Annotated in this window: 16 protein-coding genes; 8 read left to right on the top strand and 8 right to left on the bottom strand. The window is 68.1% G+C overall.

Annotated features, from left to right (window positions below; all coding sequences use genetic code 11):
• The first annotated feature begins 107 nt into the window (after window positions 1-107).
• The 3 genes from ACQE3M_RS05190 to phnE are packed head-to-tail and all read left to right on the top strand — an operon-like array spanning window position 108 to window position 2,899.
• The gene (locus ACQE3M_RS05190) at window positions 108-1,043 is read left to right on the top strand and encodes a substrate-binding domain-containing protein (RefSeq protein ID WP_430504406.1); all 936 of its coding nucleotides are present in this window, start codon (window positions 108-110) and stop codon (window positions 1,041-1,043) included.
• 51 nt (window positions 1,044-1,094) lie between these two features.
• The gene (phnC, locus tag ACQE3M_RS05195) at window positions 1,095-1,847 is read left to right on the top strand and encodes a phosphonate ABC transporter ATP-binding protein (protein WP_430504407.1); all 753 of its coding nucleotides are present in this window, start codon (window positions 1,095-1,097) and stop codon (window positions 1,845-1,847) included.
• A 35-nt stretch (window positions 1,848-1,882) separates the two neighbouring features.
• Window positions 1,883-2,899 carry a phosphonate ABC transporter, permease protein PhnE gene (gene phnE, locus ACQE3M_RS05200; protein WP_430504704.1) on the top strand — a complete coding sequence of 339 codons (1,017 nt, stop codon included), beginning with the start codon at window positions 1,883-1,885 and terminating at the stop codon, window positions 2,897-2,899.
• A gap of 140 nt (window positions 2,900-3,039) precedes the next feature.
• Here phnE and ACQE3M_RS05205 read toward each other — a convergent pair whose 3' ends face one another.
• The 3 genes from ACQE3M_RS05205 to ACQE3M_RS05215 form a co-directional block, all read right to left on the bottom strand.
• Complete coding sequence (locus ACQE3M_RS05205; RefSeq protein WP_430504408.1) at window positions 3,040-3,672, bottom strand: uracil-DNA glycosylase; 633 nt, start codon at window positions 3,670-3,672, stop codon at window positions 3,040-3,042.
• An 89-nt stretch (window positions 3,673-3,761) separates the two neighbouring features.
• Window positions 3,762-4,322, bottom strand: coding sequence for an endonuclease dU (locus ACQE3M_RS05210; RefSeq protein WP_430504409.1), 561 nt, complete (start codon window positions 4,320-4,322; stop codon window positions 3,762-3,764).
• Window positions 4,323-4,325: 3 nt separating this feature from the next.
• Window positions 4,326-4,505: a DUF5786 family protein gene (locus tag ACQE3M_RS05215; protein WP_430504410.1), complete on the bottom strand. Its 180-nt coding sequence runs from the start codon at window positions 4,503-4,505 to the stop codon at window positions 4,326-4,328.
• A 221-nt stretch (window positions 4,506-4,726) separates the two neighbouring features.
• Here ACQE3M_RS05215 and ACQE3M_RS05220 point away from each other — a divergent pair, with 221 nt between their 5' ends.
• Window positions 4,727-5,353, top strand: coding sequence for an MBL fold metallo-hydrolase (locus ACQE3M_RS05220; RefSeq protein ID WP_430504411.1), 627 nt, complete (start codon window positions 4,727-4,729; stop codon window positions 5,351-5,353).
• 162 nt (window positions 5,354-5,515) lie between these two features.
• On the opposite strand, the gene ACQE3M_RS05225 is transcribed toward ACQE3M_RS05220, so the two are convergent.
• Complete coding sequence (locus ACQE3M_RS05225; RefSeq protein ID WP_430504412.1) at window positions 5,516-5,665, bottom strand: 50S ribosomal protein L40e; 150 nt, start codon at window positions 5,663-5,665, stop codon at window positions 5,516-5,518.
• Window positions 5,666-5,713: 48 nt separating this feature from the next.
• Window positions 5,714-5,983 carry a thioredoxin gene (trxA, locus tag ACQE3M_RS05230; RefSeq protein ID WP_430504413.1) on the bottom strand — a complete coding sequence of 90 codons (270 nt, stop codon included), beginning with the start codon at window positions 5,981-5,983 and terminating at the stop codon, window positions 5,714-5,716.
• A 204-nt stretch (window positions 5,984-6,187) separates the two neighbouring features.
• On the opposite strand from trxA, the gene ACQE3M_RS05235 reads away from it, so the two are divergent.
• From ACQE3M_RS05235 to ACQE3M_RS05250, 4 genes are all read left to right on the top strand, one after another.
• The gene (locus tag ACQE3M_RS05235; RefSeq protein ID WP_430504414.1) at window positions 6,188-6,352 is read left to right on the top strand and encodes a preprotein translocase subunit Sec61beta; all 165 of its coding nucleotides are present in this window, start codon (window positions 6,188-6,190) and stop codon (window positions 6,350-6,352) included.
• Window positions 6,353-6,524: 172 nt separating this feature from the next.
• The gene (gene pdxT, locus ACQE3M_RS05240; RefSeq protein ID WP_430504415.1) at window positions 6,525-7,118 is read left to right on the top strand and encodes a pyridoxal 5'-phosphate synthase glutaminase subunit PdxT; all 594 of its coding nucleotides are present in this window, start codon (window positions 6,525-6,527) and stop codon (window positions 7,116-7,118) included.
• Window positions 7,115-7,435, top strand: a complete 321-nt coding sequence (gene hisE / locus ACQE3M_RS05245; RefSeq protein WP_430504416.1) for a phosphoribosyl-ATP diphosphatase — start codon at window positions 7,115-7,117, stop codon at window positions 7,433-7,435. The genes pdxT and hisE overlap by 4 nt, the downstream gene beginning before the upstream one ends.
• A 764-nt stretch (window positions 7,436-8,199) precedes the next feature.
• Complete coding sequence (locus ACQE3M_RS05250; RefSeq protein WP_430504417.1) at window positions 8,200-8,748, top strand: GNAT family N-acetyltransferase; 549 nt, start codon at window positions 8,200-8,202, stop codon at window positions 8,746-8,748.
• 54 nt (window positions 8,749-8,802) lie between these two features.
• Here the strand turns inward: ACQE3M_RS05250 and ACQE3M_RS05255 are convergent, their stop codons facing one another.
• The 3 genes from ACQE3M_RS05255 to ACQE3M_RS05265 all read right to left on the bottom strand — a co-directional run bounded on the left by ACQE3M_RS05255 (window position 8,803) and on the right by ACQE3M_RS05265 (window position 12,543).
• Complete coding sequence (locus tag ACQE3M_RS05255) at window positions 8,803-10,983, bottom strand: heterodisulfide reductase-related iron-sulfur binding cluster (protein ID WP_430504418.1); 2,181 nt, start codon at window positions 10,981-10,983, stop codon at window positions 8,803-8,805.
• 110 nt (window positions 10,984-11,093) lie between these two features.
• Window positions 11,094-11,810 (bottom strand): energy-coupling factor transporter transmembrane component T family protein, encoded by a 717-nt coding sequence (locus tag ACQE3M_RS05260; protein WP_430504419.1) that lies wholly within the window; start codon window positions 11,808-11,810, stop codon window positions 11,094-11,096.
• Window positions 11,811-11,832: 22 nt separating this feature from the next.
• Entirely contained in the window at window positions 11,833-12,543 is a 711-nt protein-coding gene (locus ACQE3M_RS05265) for an energy-coupling factor ABC transporter ATP-binding protein (protein WP_430504420.1), read from the bottom strand.
• Window positions 12,544-12,548 lie beyond the last annotated feature (5 nt).

Here is a 12,548-nt window from a genome sequence, read left to right on the forward strand (position 1 = left end):
TTTGCGTCTCACGGGGCTCTCGCCGCCGCTCCGGCATGTCAATAGATATCAACCCACCGGTGATAGCAAAACTTATCAGGGGAACTCGGGGATACTCCGGTAGTCCCATGACGGACAGACGGAGCTTCATCAAGGGGGCGGGGGCGATCGGCGGGGTCGCTCTCACCAGTGGGTGTATCGGCGAGTTCGGTTCCAAACCGTACGGTGACGGGACGCTGACGTTCGTGATGTCGCCGACGGAACCGCAGGAGTACATGGAATCACAGTACCAGCCGGTCAAGGAGTACCTCGGCGAGCAGGTCGCCGACGACGTGACCGTCGAGCTCCAGTACGCGAAGAATTACTCGGCGGTGCTGCGCGCGCTCGGCGAGGGCAACGCCGAGCTGGCCGAGACGGGGCCGTTCGCGGCCGCGCTCGGCGTGAAGGGCGAGCAGTGTGAGATCGCGCTGCAGCGACACGCCTACGGCTCCTGGGATTACTACTCGGTCATCGTCACCCAGGAGGACTCCGACATCAGCGAGCCGGCCGACCTGAAAGGCAAGGACATCGCCTTTGCGGACACGACGAGCGCCAGTGGGTCCCTGTATCCGCTGTACATGCTCCAGCAGGCGGGCCTCGACATCGGCGAAGGGCCGCTCTCCGACGAGGGCGCCGACTTCAACGCGACCTGGTCCGGCCACGCGCAGGCGTTCGAGTCCCTGATGGAGGGGCAGGTCGATGCCGCCGGCGTCGGTCGCTTCATCACCTGGAACTACGAGAAGGGCGACTACAAGGAGGGCGTCGCCGAGGTCGACAGGGTCAGCGGCATCCCGCGGGCACCGATCGTCGCCAGCCCGGAGCTGGACGACGAGAAACAGGACATGCTCGTCTCGGCCTTCGAGGAAGCGCCCGACAGCATGTACTACGGCGCCGACGGCGAGGAAGGCACGGACGACGACCTCTGGTTCGACGGCGTCCGCGAGGCGAACCTGGAGACCTACCAGCCGGTCATCGACGTGGCCAACGACCTCGGCATCGAGGCGGAGCTCCTCGACGAGGCCTGAGGCGAAGAAACTCCGGAACCCTCAAACCTTTAAGCTGATTTTTCACTGTCAATGCCTGCTATTTCCGTGCAGGACCTGCGGAAGGTCTACGGCGAAGACGAGGTCGCCCTCGACGGCGTCTCCTTCGACATCGAGGAGGGGGAGTTCGTCGTCGTCCTCGGCCCGTCCGGAGCCGGCAAATCGACACTGCTCCGAATTCTCAACGGACTCACCGAACCGACCGAGGGCACCGTCGAGGTCAACGGCGAGGAAGTGCGTGGTCGCCGTGACGACGTGGCCATGGTGTTCCAGCTTCACTACGTCATCGAGAGCATGAGCGCCTACCGCAACGCGCTGACGGGCGCGCTCTCCCGTGCGGGACTGCTCCAGAGTCTCATGACCTGGTACGACGAGGAGGACAAGCGAGCCGCGCTGGACGCCCTCGAAACCGTCGGCCTGCTCGAGGAGGCCGAGCAACGCGCCGGCTCGATGTCCGGCGGCCAGCAGCAGCGCGTCGGCATCGCCCGCGCGCTCGTCCAGCACCCGACGCTCCTGCTCGCCGACGAGCCGGTCGCCAGCCTCGACCCGAAGGCGGCGACCGAGGTGATGGGGTACATGCGGTCGGCCGCGAAGGACCGCAACCTCACCACGATCGCGAGCCTGCACCAGGTGAACATTGCCCGCGAGTTCGGCGACCGCTTCATCGGGATCCGCAACGGTGAGGTCGTCTTCGACGGCGACGGCGACGACCTGACGATGGAGGCCGTCGACGACATCTACTACGGTGAGGGTGGCGACGACCCCGCCGAGGTGCTCGAAGCATGAGCGGCGAGTCGAACTCCGCCGACGCCGGCGCCGACATGGCCGCCGGCGCCGATGCCGAACCCGACACCAGCATCGACGAGGTGCTCGGCCAGATCGAGCGCAACCAGCGGATCCGCCGCATCCTGACGGCGCTCGGCGTGGTCCTGCTCGGACTCGTGACGGCTGCCGGCCTCACGTTCATCGGCTTCAAGCTCGCGGACGTCGTCCGCACCTTCCCCGGCTTCATCCGTTCGCTCGTCGACTTCCTGCCGCCGAACTTCGTCGACTTCACGACGTACTCCAGCCGGAACAACATCGAAGGCCCCCGCGCGATCTACGAGAGCCTCATTCGCCCGTGGACGCTCTACGAGAGCCTGATGGCCCAGGACGGGCTCGTCGGCCTCTCCGTGATCACGATCGCGATCGGCTTCTGTGGGACGGTGCTCGGCTTCCCGCTCGCCCTGCTGTTCGGCGTCCTCGGGAGCGAGCGCGTCACGCCGTTCCCCTTCAACTTCCTCTTCCGCGGCACCATGTCGACCATCCGCGCCATCCCGGCGCTGGTCTGGGTGCTCATCTACATCCCGCTGGCCGGGCTCGGCCCGGTCGGCGCGCTGATGGCGGTCGCGACCGACACGGTCGGCAACCTCGGTCGCCTCTTCACCGACGAGCTGGAGGAGATCGACGACGGGCCGATCGAGGCGATCGGCTCGACCGGCGCCTCCGGTCCCCAGCGTGTCGTCTTCGGCATGCTGAGCCAGGTGTTCACCTCCTTCATCGCGTGGACACTGTACATCTTCGAGATCAACGTCCGCATCGCCGTCTCCCTCGGCGTCGTCGGGGCCGGCGGCATCGGGCGCTACCTCTCCGACCGCTTCTTCGGCTTCCTCGAGTTCGGCAAGGGGATGGCCGCGATCATCATGGTCATCTTCATCGTGCTCTCGGTGGAGATGATCTCCTCCCGGCTGCGCGCCCGCCTGCGCCCCAGCGAACACGAGAGTAAAAGCTGGGTCGAGGCCGCACAGGACCTCGCGGACGGCGAGAAGTGGCTCGGCATGGGGTCGAACAAGCAGTAACCGCAGTTACCTACCCCGAGCGGAACCGGTTTTTCGCAGGTAGCGTCGTTTCCGACGGTTCGCCGTATTTCTGTGTGCGTTTCGCCCGCCGGTTGTGTGTGCGTTTCGCCCGCCGGTTGTGTGGTCGTTTCCTCCGCCAGTCAGTACTCGCCGAGCCGCGACTGGCCGCCGTCGCTTTCGGCGGCACCCGCCAGGTCTGCAGCCTCGGCGATGGTCTCGAAGAAGCCCTCGCGCTGGCTCCGGTCGTACAGCGTCGCCGCCGGATGCACCGACAGCAGGACGCGCCGCGACTCGCCCGCGATCCGGGCCTCGTCGACGTCGCCGGCCTCCTTCGTGATGGCGACGTCGCGGTCGAGGAGGTGCTGACTCGGCACCTTCCCCAGCGTGACGATCACGTCCGGGTCGATGCGGTCCAGCTCCGTCTCGAGGTAGCCGCGGCAGTTCGCCAGCTCCTCCTGGTGTGGGTCGCGGTTCTCCGGCGGGCGACAGCGGACGCAGTTCGTGATCCGGACGTCGGCCCGGGCGAGCCCGGCGTCCCGGAGCGCCTCGTCGAGCACGTCGCCGGAGCGGCCGACGAACGGCTCGCCCTGCTGGTCCTCCTGCTCGCCCGGTCCCTCGCCGACGAAGACGAGGTCCGCGTCGGCGGGGCCGACGCCGTTGACGATCCGACTGCGCGAGTCGACCAGCGCCGGGCAGCGCTCGCACGCCTGGACGCAGAGTTCCTCGTCCAGCGCGTCGGCGCCCGAGCCGTCGTTCGCCGCGTTTCCGCTCATACCCAAACACCGACGCCGGCGGCCATAAATTCGCCCGTTTCCGCTGGCTTTCGGTTGGCCGCCGACCTCATTCGTTGCGTTCGACTGCCTCACTCGTCGCGTTCGACCGCCTCGCGATGCGCGCTGGCGGCGATACCGGCGACGCGGACCGGCTCCGGCCGGCCGCCGATCGCCGTGTGCTGGCGGACGATCTCGGCCGCGCGGTCGGCGTCGACGCCGACGGATCGCACGAACAGGTCGTGGCCGTCGACCGCGACGCGCCGGCGCGGTGGGAGCGAGCGGTAGACCGCGAGCCGTTCCGCGAGGGCGTCGCCCGCGAAGTGCTCGCGTAGCGCCGGCTCGAGGCCGGGACTCGACTCGAAGGACACCGCGATGACCGGCCGGTCGACAGCCTCCGCCAGCCCGTTCACGTCGACGAGGTTGAACCAGGCGGGCGCGACGCCCGCGAGAAGCAGTCGCTGGACGTCCTCGCGGTCCAGTCGGTCGAAAAGCGCAGCGATCGCGGTCGTTGCGTCCGTACCGCCGACGCGACAGGTAACGTAGCCGAGCCCGTCGAGGGTCCCGTCGGCGCGGACGATGGCGCCGGCGAGTCGAGCGACCTCGTCGCCGGCCGACACGGCGACGCCGAGGGTCCGACTCCCGGGCTTCACCGCCTACTCCTCGCTTTTGATGTCTTGAAGCCGATTCAGGAGTTCGTCGTTCGAGGCCCCGATCTCGTACTCGACGCTGCCTTCGTGGGTTTTCTCCCCCGTCTGTACACCGTCGTCGTCTTCGAAATCAGCGTCGAGGTCCTGATTCTCCTGCTCGGATTCATCGTAGCTTCCGAAGCCCATACACTGTAACATTAACAATCGGTACAGAAAAATCCCCTGCCTCCCTGAAATCCGTCGGCTGAGAGAGGACGTGGTTCGAAACCGGAGATCCGCATCCCCGGCTTACTGCTCTCCCGGTACCGGCTCGGCGCCGATTCGTCCCGGGTCGGTGCCGATCCGTTCCGCCTCGTCCCCGACCCGGTCCGGGCGGATTTTTACGGCTGGTCGCCGGATCCACGAGCATGGAACCGATCACCGTCACGGAGCGTGCGGAGCAGTTCACCTGTAACGTCTACCTCGTCCCGGGTGAAACGCCGACGCTCGTCGACGCCGGCACGATGCCCGGCGTGGAGCAGGTCGTCGACGAGCACGTCGACGAGCTCGACCAGGTCGTCGTGACCCACCAGGACTTCGACCACGTCCAGCAGCTCGACGCGGTGCTGGACACGTTCGACGCGGACCTCCTCGCCTACGGCGACCACGCGCGGCGCGACGTCGAGCTCGAGGACGGCGACACCGTGACCATCGGCGACGAGGACTGCGAGGTCGTCTACACCCCGGGCCACGCCGACGACCACGTCTCCTTCATCGGCGACGAGCGACTCTACTCCGGCGACGTCGTCGTCTACAACGACGGCGCCTTCGACGACGGCTCGTTCGGTCGCACGGACAAGCCCGGCCAGTCCCGCGAGGAGCTCATCGACAGCATCGAGACGATCCTCGACCGCCTGCCGGACTCGGTCTCCCGGATGTACGCCGGTCACGGCGACGTCTACCGCGAGGAGGAGGGCGACGACACGATCCGCGAGGTCATCGAGCGCGCGCTCGAGCGAGCGAAGCGTCGCGAGCCGAAGTACCCCGACGAGTAGCGCGTCGCCGTCGGGTTCGACCGACGCGGTTGCTGGCGACGAATCTCGAGCTATCGCTGGCGACGGATGCCCTCTCGTCGTTGGCGGCGGAGGCTATGCGCTGCTCACGACGGCGCTGCCGCTGGCGACTGGACGGGTTGCTGAAAGAAAGCGCTCGGAGCGTTAGGCTGCGCGCGGTTCCTTCGCCTTCGGACGGAGGTTGCCGTAGCCGCACTTGCGGCAGCTGTCGGCTCGCTCCGAGTTCCGGGCGTTACAGCGCATGCAGATCTGCTTGTTCAGGTTCCGTCGTTCCGCTTCCTCGAATTTTGCCATACAGTGTCAGAACAGGCCGCGGCTGTAAAAGCTTGCGAGACGTCGCGCTCAGGCGCCGGCTTCCGCGAGCGCCGATTCGAGGTCGTCCTTCTGCGTGACGCCGACGAAGCGGTCGACGACGCCCTCGTCGTTCTCGACGATCAGCGTCGGCAGCGAGCGAACCTGATACTGGTTGGCGACGTCCTGCTCCTCGTCGACGTCGACCTTCTGCAGCTCGAAGGAGTCGCCCTGCTCCTCCTCGAGCTCCTCGAGGATCGGGTCCTGCGTCTTGCACGGGCCGCACCAGTCAGCATGGAAGTCCAGGAGTCGAACGGTCATACAAGCCACCCTAGCAAGGGTACGCGCATAAGGGTTTCCCACCTGTGTGCGAGCCGTCAGAACCGGACGGAGACGCCCGGAGGCGTCGGGTCAGTTGCCGACGGAACAACCGGGGGCAGGCCAGCGAAAACCGGCGTGCGAGCGGGCGAACCCGGCGTCCGCGAGAGCGAAATGTTTACACGCGTCCGCCGCGCATCGCTTGGTATGAGCAGCGGCCAGAACTCCGGCGGGCTGATGTCCAGCGCGGGCCTCGTCCGTTACTTCGAGAACGAAGACCGAAACGCCATCAAGATCAATCCGAAAACCGTCGTGGCGTTCTGTCTCCTCTTCGGCGTCTCCGTCCAGATCATCTCGCTGATCGTCGGATAGCTGCCGAGTCGTTTTCCGAACCGCCACGCTCGCTAGCCGTCAGGCTGTCGCTCGCGGCCCGCGACGCCCGCGACGGGGTCCACCACCGCTTCCTGCCCGACCCCCGCCCGTCCCGCGCTCGCCCCGCCCCCATCCCGCGCCCTTTTTAGCGACTCCCTCCCGAGTGTCGGGTATGAAAGCAGGCGTCATCGCCGTTCAGGGCGACGTCAGCGAGCACGCCGACGCGATCCGCCGCGCGGCCGCCGCCCACGACGAGGAGGCGGAGGTCGTCGAGATCCGGGATTCGGGCATCGTCCCGGAGTGTGACGTCCTCCTCATGCCCGGCGGGGAGTCGACGACGATCTCCCGGCTCATCCATCGGGAGGGTATCGCCCCTGAGATCCGCGACCACGTCGAGGCGGGCAAGCCCGTCCTCGCGACGTGTGCCGGGCTCATCGTCCTCTCGACGGACGCCAAGGACGACCGCGTCGACACCCTCGGCCTGATCGACGTGACCGTCGACCGCAACGCGTTCGGCCGCCAGAAGGAGTCCTTCGAGGCGCCCCTCGACGTCGAAGGCCTCGACGAGCCGTTCCACGCCGTCTTCATCCGCGCGCCTCTCATCGACGAGGTCGGCGACGACGTCGACGTGCTGGCGACGGTCGAGGACCGGCCCGTCCTCGTCGAGCAGGGGCCCGTCCTGGGGAGCTCCTTCCACCCCGAGCTGACTGACGACTCGCGGATCCACGACCTCGCCTTCTTCGCGGAGCCGGAGGTGGAGGCGTGAGCGACGCTGACGCCGGAGGCGAGTCGGACGACGCGGACGACGTCCTCGACGAGCTGTTCGCCACCATCGAGGACCGCAAGCGCGAGCTCCCGGAGGACTCCTACACGGCCTCGCTGTTCACCCACGAGAAGGGCAAAAACGCCGTCCTCGAGAAGCTCGGCGAGGAGTCGACCGAACTCATCCTCGCCGCGAAGGACGACGATACCGAGGAGGTCGCCGCCGAAGGCGCCGACTTCGTCTACCACCTGCTCGTCCTGCTCGCCATGGAGGACATGGACGTCGACGACCTCCGAGACGAGCTCGAAGCGCGATTCTGAGGGTCAGTTGGTGCCTATTTGGCGTGGTCGAGCTTATAAATGAAACCGGCCAGCGACGCTCGGGAGACCACTCCGCATGCCGGGAAATCCCCGGCCGTTGAGCGCACCCATTTATAAACCGGATCGGCCATCGCTGTGACAGACACCACTCGGTACACGTAGAAAGCCCCAGCCGCTGAGCGCTCGCGCTGCTCGCTGCGCTCCTCACCCGGCTCACTCCCTCACTCCGTTCGGTCGTTCGCCGGGATTGCGGTGCTAGCGTCGCAGGGCGTCCCGCTCAGCGGCTGCCCCTTTCAGTCCCGCCCGGGAGTGGTAGCCGGGGCGTCGCGCGCGGCGGTCACCGGGCCAACATCGTCCGCCGGGGAGCCGGCGCGCGGTGCAGTTGCGGTTGCGGTGCTGTTGCTGTCGCGGTTGCGGTGCTGTCGCTGTCGCGGTTGCGGTCGCTGTTGCTGTCGCGGTTGCGGTAGCGGTCCTGGTGGACTGAAAGGGCGATGGCCGGTCGCGCCGGAGGGGAGTCGCTCCGACGACCCCTATCCGCGGCGGGCGGTGCGGAGAGCCGCGGATATGTCGCGGAGCGACCGCGAGCGGCCGAGGGCTTTCTGGATGTTTGCGGTGCTGTCGAGAGCAATCCCGTATCACCTGTCTAAATCTGCTTATAAAAAGCGGCCGAGGGCTTTCCTGCTGTGGTCGAGACCCACTTCCCCTCACACCGGCACCTCTGAACAGCCACAAACGCCAACCGCGAACCCCACGACCACCCAGTCATGCCCGGGCCAGTCTTTCTCCGCGGCGAGACCGTGGACCTGCACGCCGTCACTGAGGACGACCTCGACTTCCTCGCCCGCGGGCGCAACGACCCCGCGATCCGCCACTGGATGTCCCGGACGGAGCCCCAGTCACCAGCGACCGACCGGGAATCGCTGGCGCGGTTTTTAAGTACTGGCGGGCGCGACGCGGCGTTCGTCGTCTGTGCCGACGGCGAGCCGGTCGGATTCGTCTCGCTGTTCGACGTCGCGCCCGACGCGGGTCGCGGCGAGCTCGCGGCGTGGTTCCTCCCGGCGGAGCAGGGCGAGGGGTACGGGACGGAGGCCGTCTCCATGGTCGTCGACTACGCCTTCGACGAGCGGCGGCTCCATCGGCTCTACGGCGGCGCCCGCGCCGACAACGACGCGTCGCGGGCACTCGTCGAGACGCTGGGGTTCGTGGAGGAGGGTCGCCAGCGCGACCACTACTACGTCGCCGGCGAGCGCGTCGACCGCGTGTTCTACGGCCTGCTGAAGGAGGAATGGGACGAGATACAGGCGACGGCGTAGCTCTCGGGTTCGTCGTGAACAGCCTGCCGCGGTGAAGGTCGGCTCGAACCGCGGTCAGTCAGCGGCGCTCGGCTCGCCCGTGTCGCTCACGTCCTCCGCGGCGTCGACGTCGCTCGCGACGGCGGCGTGCGTCTCGATCGCTTCGAGGAGCAGCTCCGCGACGTCGACGATCTCGATGTCGTCCTCGAAGTTCCCGGTCTTGCGACCGTCCTCGAACATCGTCGTGCACATCGGGCAGGCGACGACGAACTTCTCGATCTCGGCGCCAGCGTTGGTGTCCTCCAGGGCCTCCCGGAGGCGCTCCTCGCTCGGCTTGACCTCCTCGTCGTGTTCGGTCCAGAGGCCACCCCCGCCGCCGCCACAGCAGAACGAGTCGGCGCGGGAGCGCGGCATCTCGTAGAGGTCGGCGCCGGTCGCGCGCACGAGCTCGCGGGGCGCCTCGTACTCGTCGTTGTACCGCCCGAGGTGACAGGGGTCGTGGTAGGTGACGGTGTAGTCGAGCTCCTCGCCGGTGAGCCCAAGGCGGTTCTCCGCGACGAGCTCCTCGACGACCTGCGTCCAGTGCTGGACGACGACCTCGCCGTCGGCGTTCCACTGTTCGTCGTAGTCGAACGGCATCATCGGGTCGTCGGCGAACTCCGCGAAGTCGACCTCCGGGTACTCGTTCTTGATGGTGTTGTACGAGTGCGGATCCGTGCAGACGATCTTCTCGAAGTCACAGTCCTCGAACGTCTCGACGTGGTGGCCGGCGAGCTCGAGGTAGAGGAACTCCTCGCCTATCCGCCGGACGTCGTTGCCGTCGTACTTTTCGTCGTCGAAGAGGATGCCGAACTCGACGCCGGCCTCCTCGAACAGCTGCGCGAGCGCGCGGGCGACCTTCTTGTTCCGGTCGTCGTAGCTCGGGTAGTCGCCGACGTACCAGAGGTACTCGACCTCCTGCTCGCGGGCGTCCTCGAGCTCGAACGCGAGGTCGTCGGCCCAGTCCGCGCGGGCGTCCGGGGACTCGCCGAAGGTGTTCCCCTTCTGCATCACGTCCTGGAAGACGTCCTGCAGGTTCGCGTCGATGTTCCCCTCGTCCGTGAGCTGGCGGTTCAGCTTCGTGAAGGAGGTGAGGTGCTCGATCTCGACGGGGCAGGCGTCCATGCAGGCCATACAGGACATGCAGCTCTCCATGGACTCGGCGTCGATGACGCCCCCGTCGGCGGCGACGATGGGGATCTCCTCGCCCTCGTTCGCGTCCTGCTCCTCGCGGTACGACTTCAGGTCGAGGATCACGTCGCGGGGGTCGAGGTTGCGCCCGGCCGCGTTCGCGGGACAGACCGAAGAGCAGCGACCGCACTTCGTGCAGGCGTCCTGGTCGAGGATCTCCTTCCAGGTGAAGTCGTCGAGGCTCTCGGCGTTGGTGTGATCGAGGTCGGCGGGCACGTTCGGGAGCCGGGCGCCCGCCTTCTCGTCGCGGGTGACGACGTTCGCGTACGAGGAGATCATGTGGAACGGCTTCGCGTAGGGGATCCACGCGATGAAGAGGAAGGCGAGCAGCGCGTGGCTCCACCAGAGCGGGCCGTAGACGGCGGCGGCGCCGGCCTCGGTGAGCCCGAGCCCCTCCAGCCAGGTCGCCATCGCCATCCCGACGAAGCTGACCGTCTCGTCCGCCCGGCCCGGCTGGCCGACGATGGAGACGGCCTCCGCGAGGAAGCCGCCGACGCCGAGGCCGAACAGCACCCAGACGAAGGCGTCGTCCTCGAGGGAGGTGTGTTTGCCCCACAGCCGCCCGTCGCGCTCGCGGTAGCGGCGCCAGATCGCCATCCCGACGCCGACGACGAACAGCAGGCCGAACGCGTCGACGACGAACTGGTACGCGATGTAGAAGTCGCCGACCCAGAAGGACTCGCCCGTCAGCGGCCGGTAGAAGTCGATGTCGATGCCGAGGATGGTCGTCGCGACCAGCAGCGTGAGGAAGCCCCAGAGGATGAACGCGTGCATCACGCCCGCGTAGAGGTCCCTGTCGAACTGCTTCTCGTTGGTGGCGACGATCTTCGTCGCCGCCAGCACGCGACGCGGCAGGTCCTCGAGGCGGGCCTGCGGGTCGGCCTCGCCCTCCGTGTACCGCCGGAAGCGGGCGTAGACGCCGTAGGCGAAGACGGCCACCGTTACGGCGGCGAGGTAGTAGAACACCGCCTTCCCGGTCGGCCCGATCGTCCAGAACGTCTCCCGCGTTGCTTGCAGCACTGTCATACGGAAATTCGTGCGTAGCGTGGGGTTAAAAGTTGGCACAACTCACGCCCACGCCCGCGACGTTTTCGCGGGCCCGTGGCGGCCTCAACGCCCGGTCGGTGACCGACCGCTCAGCCCAGCGCGAGCAGCGTCGCCGCGAGCAACCCGCCCGCCACCGCGAACCCGACCGCGTCGAGTCGCCGGAACCGCAGTCGGGGGAGCGTCGGGTTCCACGCGAGACAGCGCGCGTTGAGCGCGAGCGCCAGCCGGTCCGCGCGGGTGAACGCCCGGTTGATCCCGGTCGTCGCTACGATCCGCATCCGCTCCCGCACCGGCAACTGCTCGCCGCCGCGCGCCCGCATCGCGTCGCGCGCAGTTACGAGGTCCCGCCGCAGGAGCGGCAGGAACCGGAAGACCAGCCCGACGCCGATACCGAGGAACTGGCCGGCCTTGCCGGGGACCGTGCGCTGGATCGCCGCGCGCGACGCCCTGGCCGGCGTCGAGCGGACGAACGCGCCCGCGACGAGGAGGATGAGGCCGACCCGGTAGCTCGCCAGGGCCGTCGTCGCTGCCGCATCGATCCGGAACCAGGGCGCGCCGAGGGTCACCCCCGCGAGCAGTGGCGCGATCAGGAGGATCGGCGCGGCCCAGCGATACCCCCACGCTGTCTCGCGGATCGACCCCCCAGCAGCCCACACGCAGCCAGCCGCCAGCGGCGTCAACAGCGCTAGCCCCGTCGCCGTCGTGTACGCGTACGCGGCGGCGGCGAAGGCGACCTGCACGAGCAGCTTCGTCCGCGGGTCAAGTCGGTGGGCGAGCGAGTCGCCGGGGACGTACGAGAAGGTCATCGCTGTCTCCACAGGAGAGTCATCACCAGCCCTCCGGCACTCGCACGCCGAGGGGCGCCAGTTCGTCGACGGCAGCGTCTGGCGTCGAGTCGACGGCTACCGTGCCATCGTCGAGCGCGACCACTCGATCCGCGAGGGCGAGCACGTCGCGGAGGTCGTGGGTAACGACGATCAGGCTCGTGCCCGCCTCGCTGAGCGCGCGAAGGCGACGCAGGACCGACTGCCGTGCGGGTTCGTCGAGGCCCGTGAACGGCTCGTCGAGCACGAGATGGGCGGGTTCCATCGCGAGCGCGCCGGCGATGGCGACGCGCTCGCGCTCGCCCCCCGAGAGCTCGTCGACGCGCTCCTCGCGTCGTCCCGCCATGTCGACGGCGTCAAGCGCGTCCGCCACGCGGCGGTCGATCTCGGCGTGGTCGAGCCCGAGGTTCTCGGGGCCGAAGGCCACGTCGGCGCCGACCGTCGCCGCGACCAGCTGGTCGCGGGGGTCCTGGAACACCATGCCGACGGCCGCCCGGGCGGCGACGAGGTCGTCCTGGACGGGCGTCCCGTCGATCGCCACTTCGCCCGCGTCCGGCTCGACGAGGCCGTTGAACGTCCGGACGAGGGTCGTCTTCCCGGAGCCGTTCGGCCCCGCGAGCACGACGCACTCGCCGTCGTCGATCCGGAGGTCGACGCCGTCGACTGCCGCGACATCGCCGTAGCGACAGGTGAGCGAGCGAGCCGTGATCGTCATGCGGT

The organism is Halosubterraneus shenae, assembly GCF_050510935.1.
Taxonomy (GTDB): domain Archaea; phylum Halobacteriota; class Halobacteria; order Halobacteriales; family Haloferacaceae; genus JBDGPU01.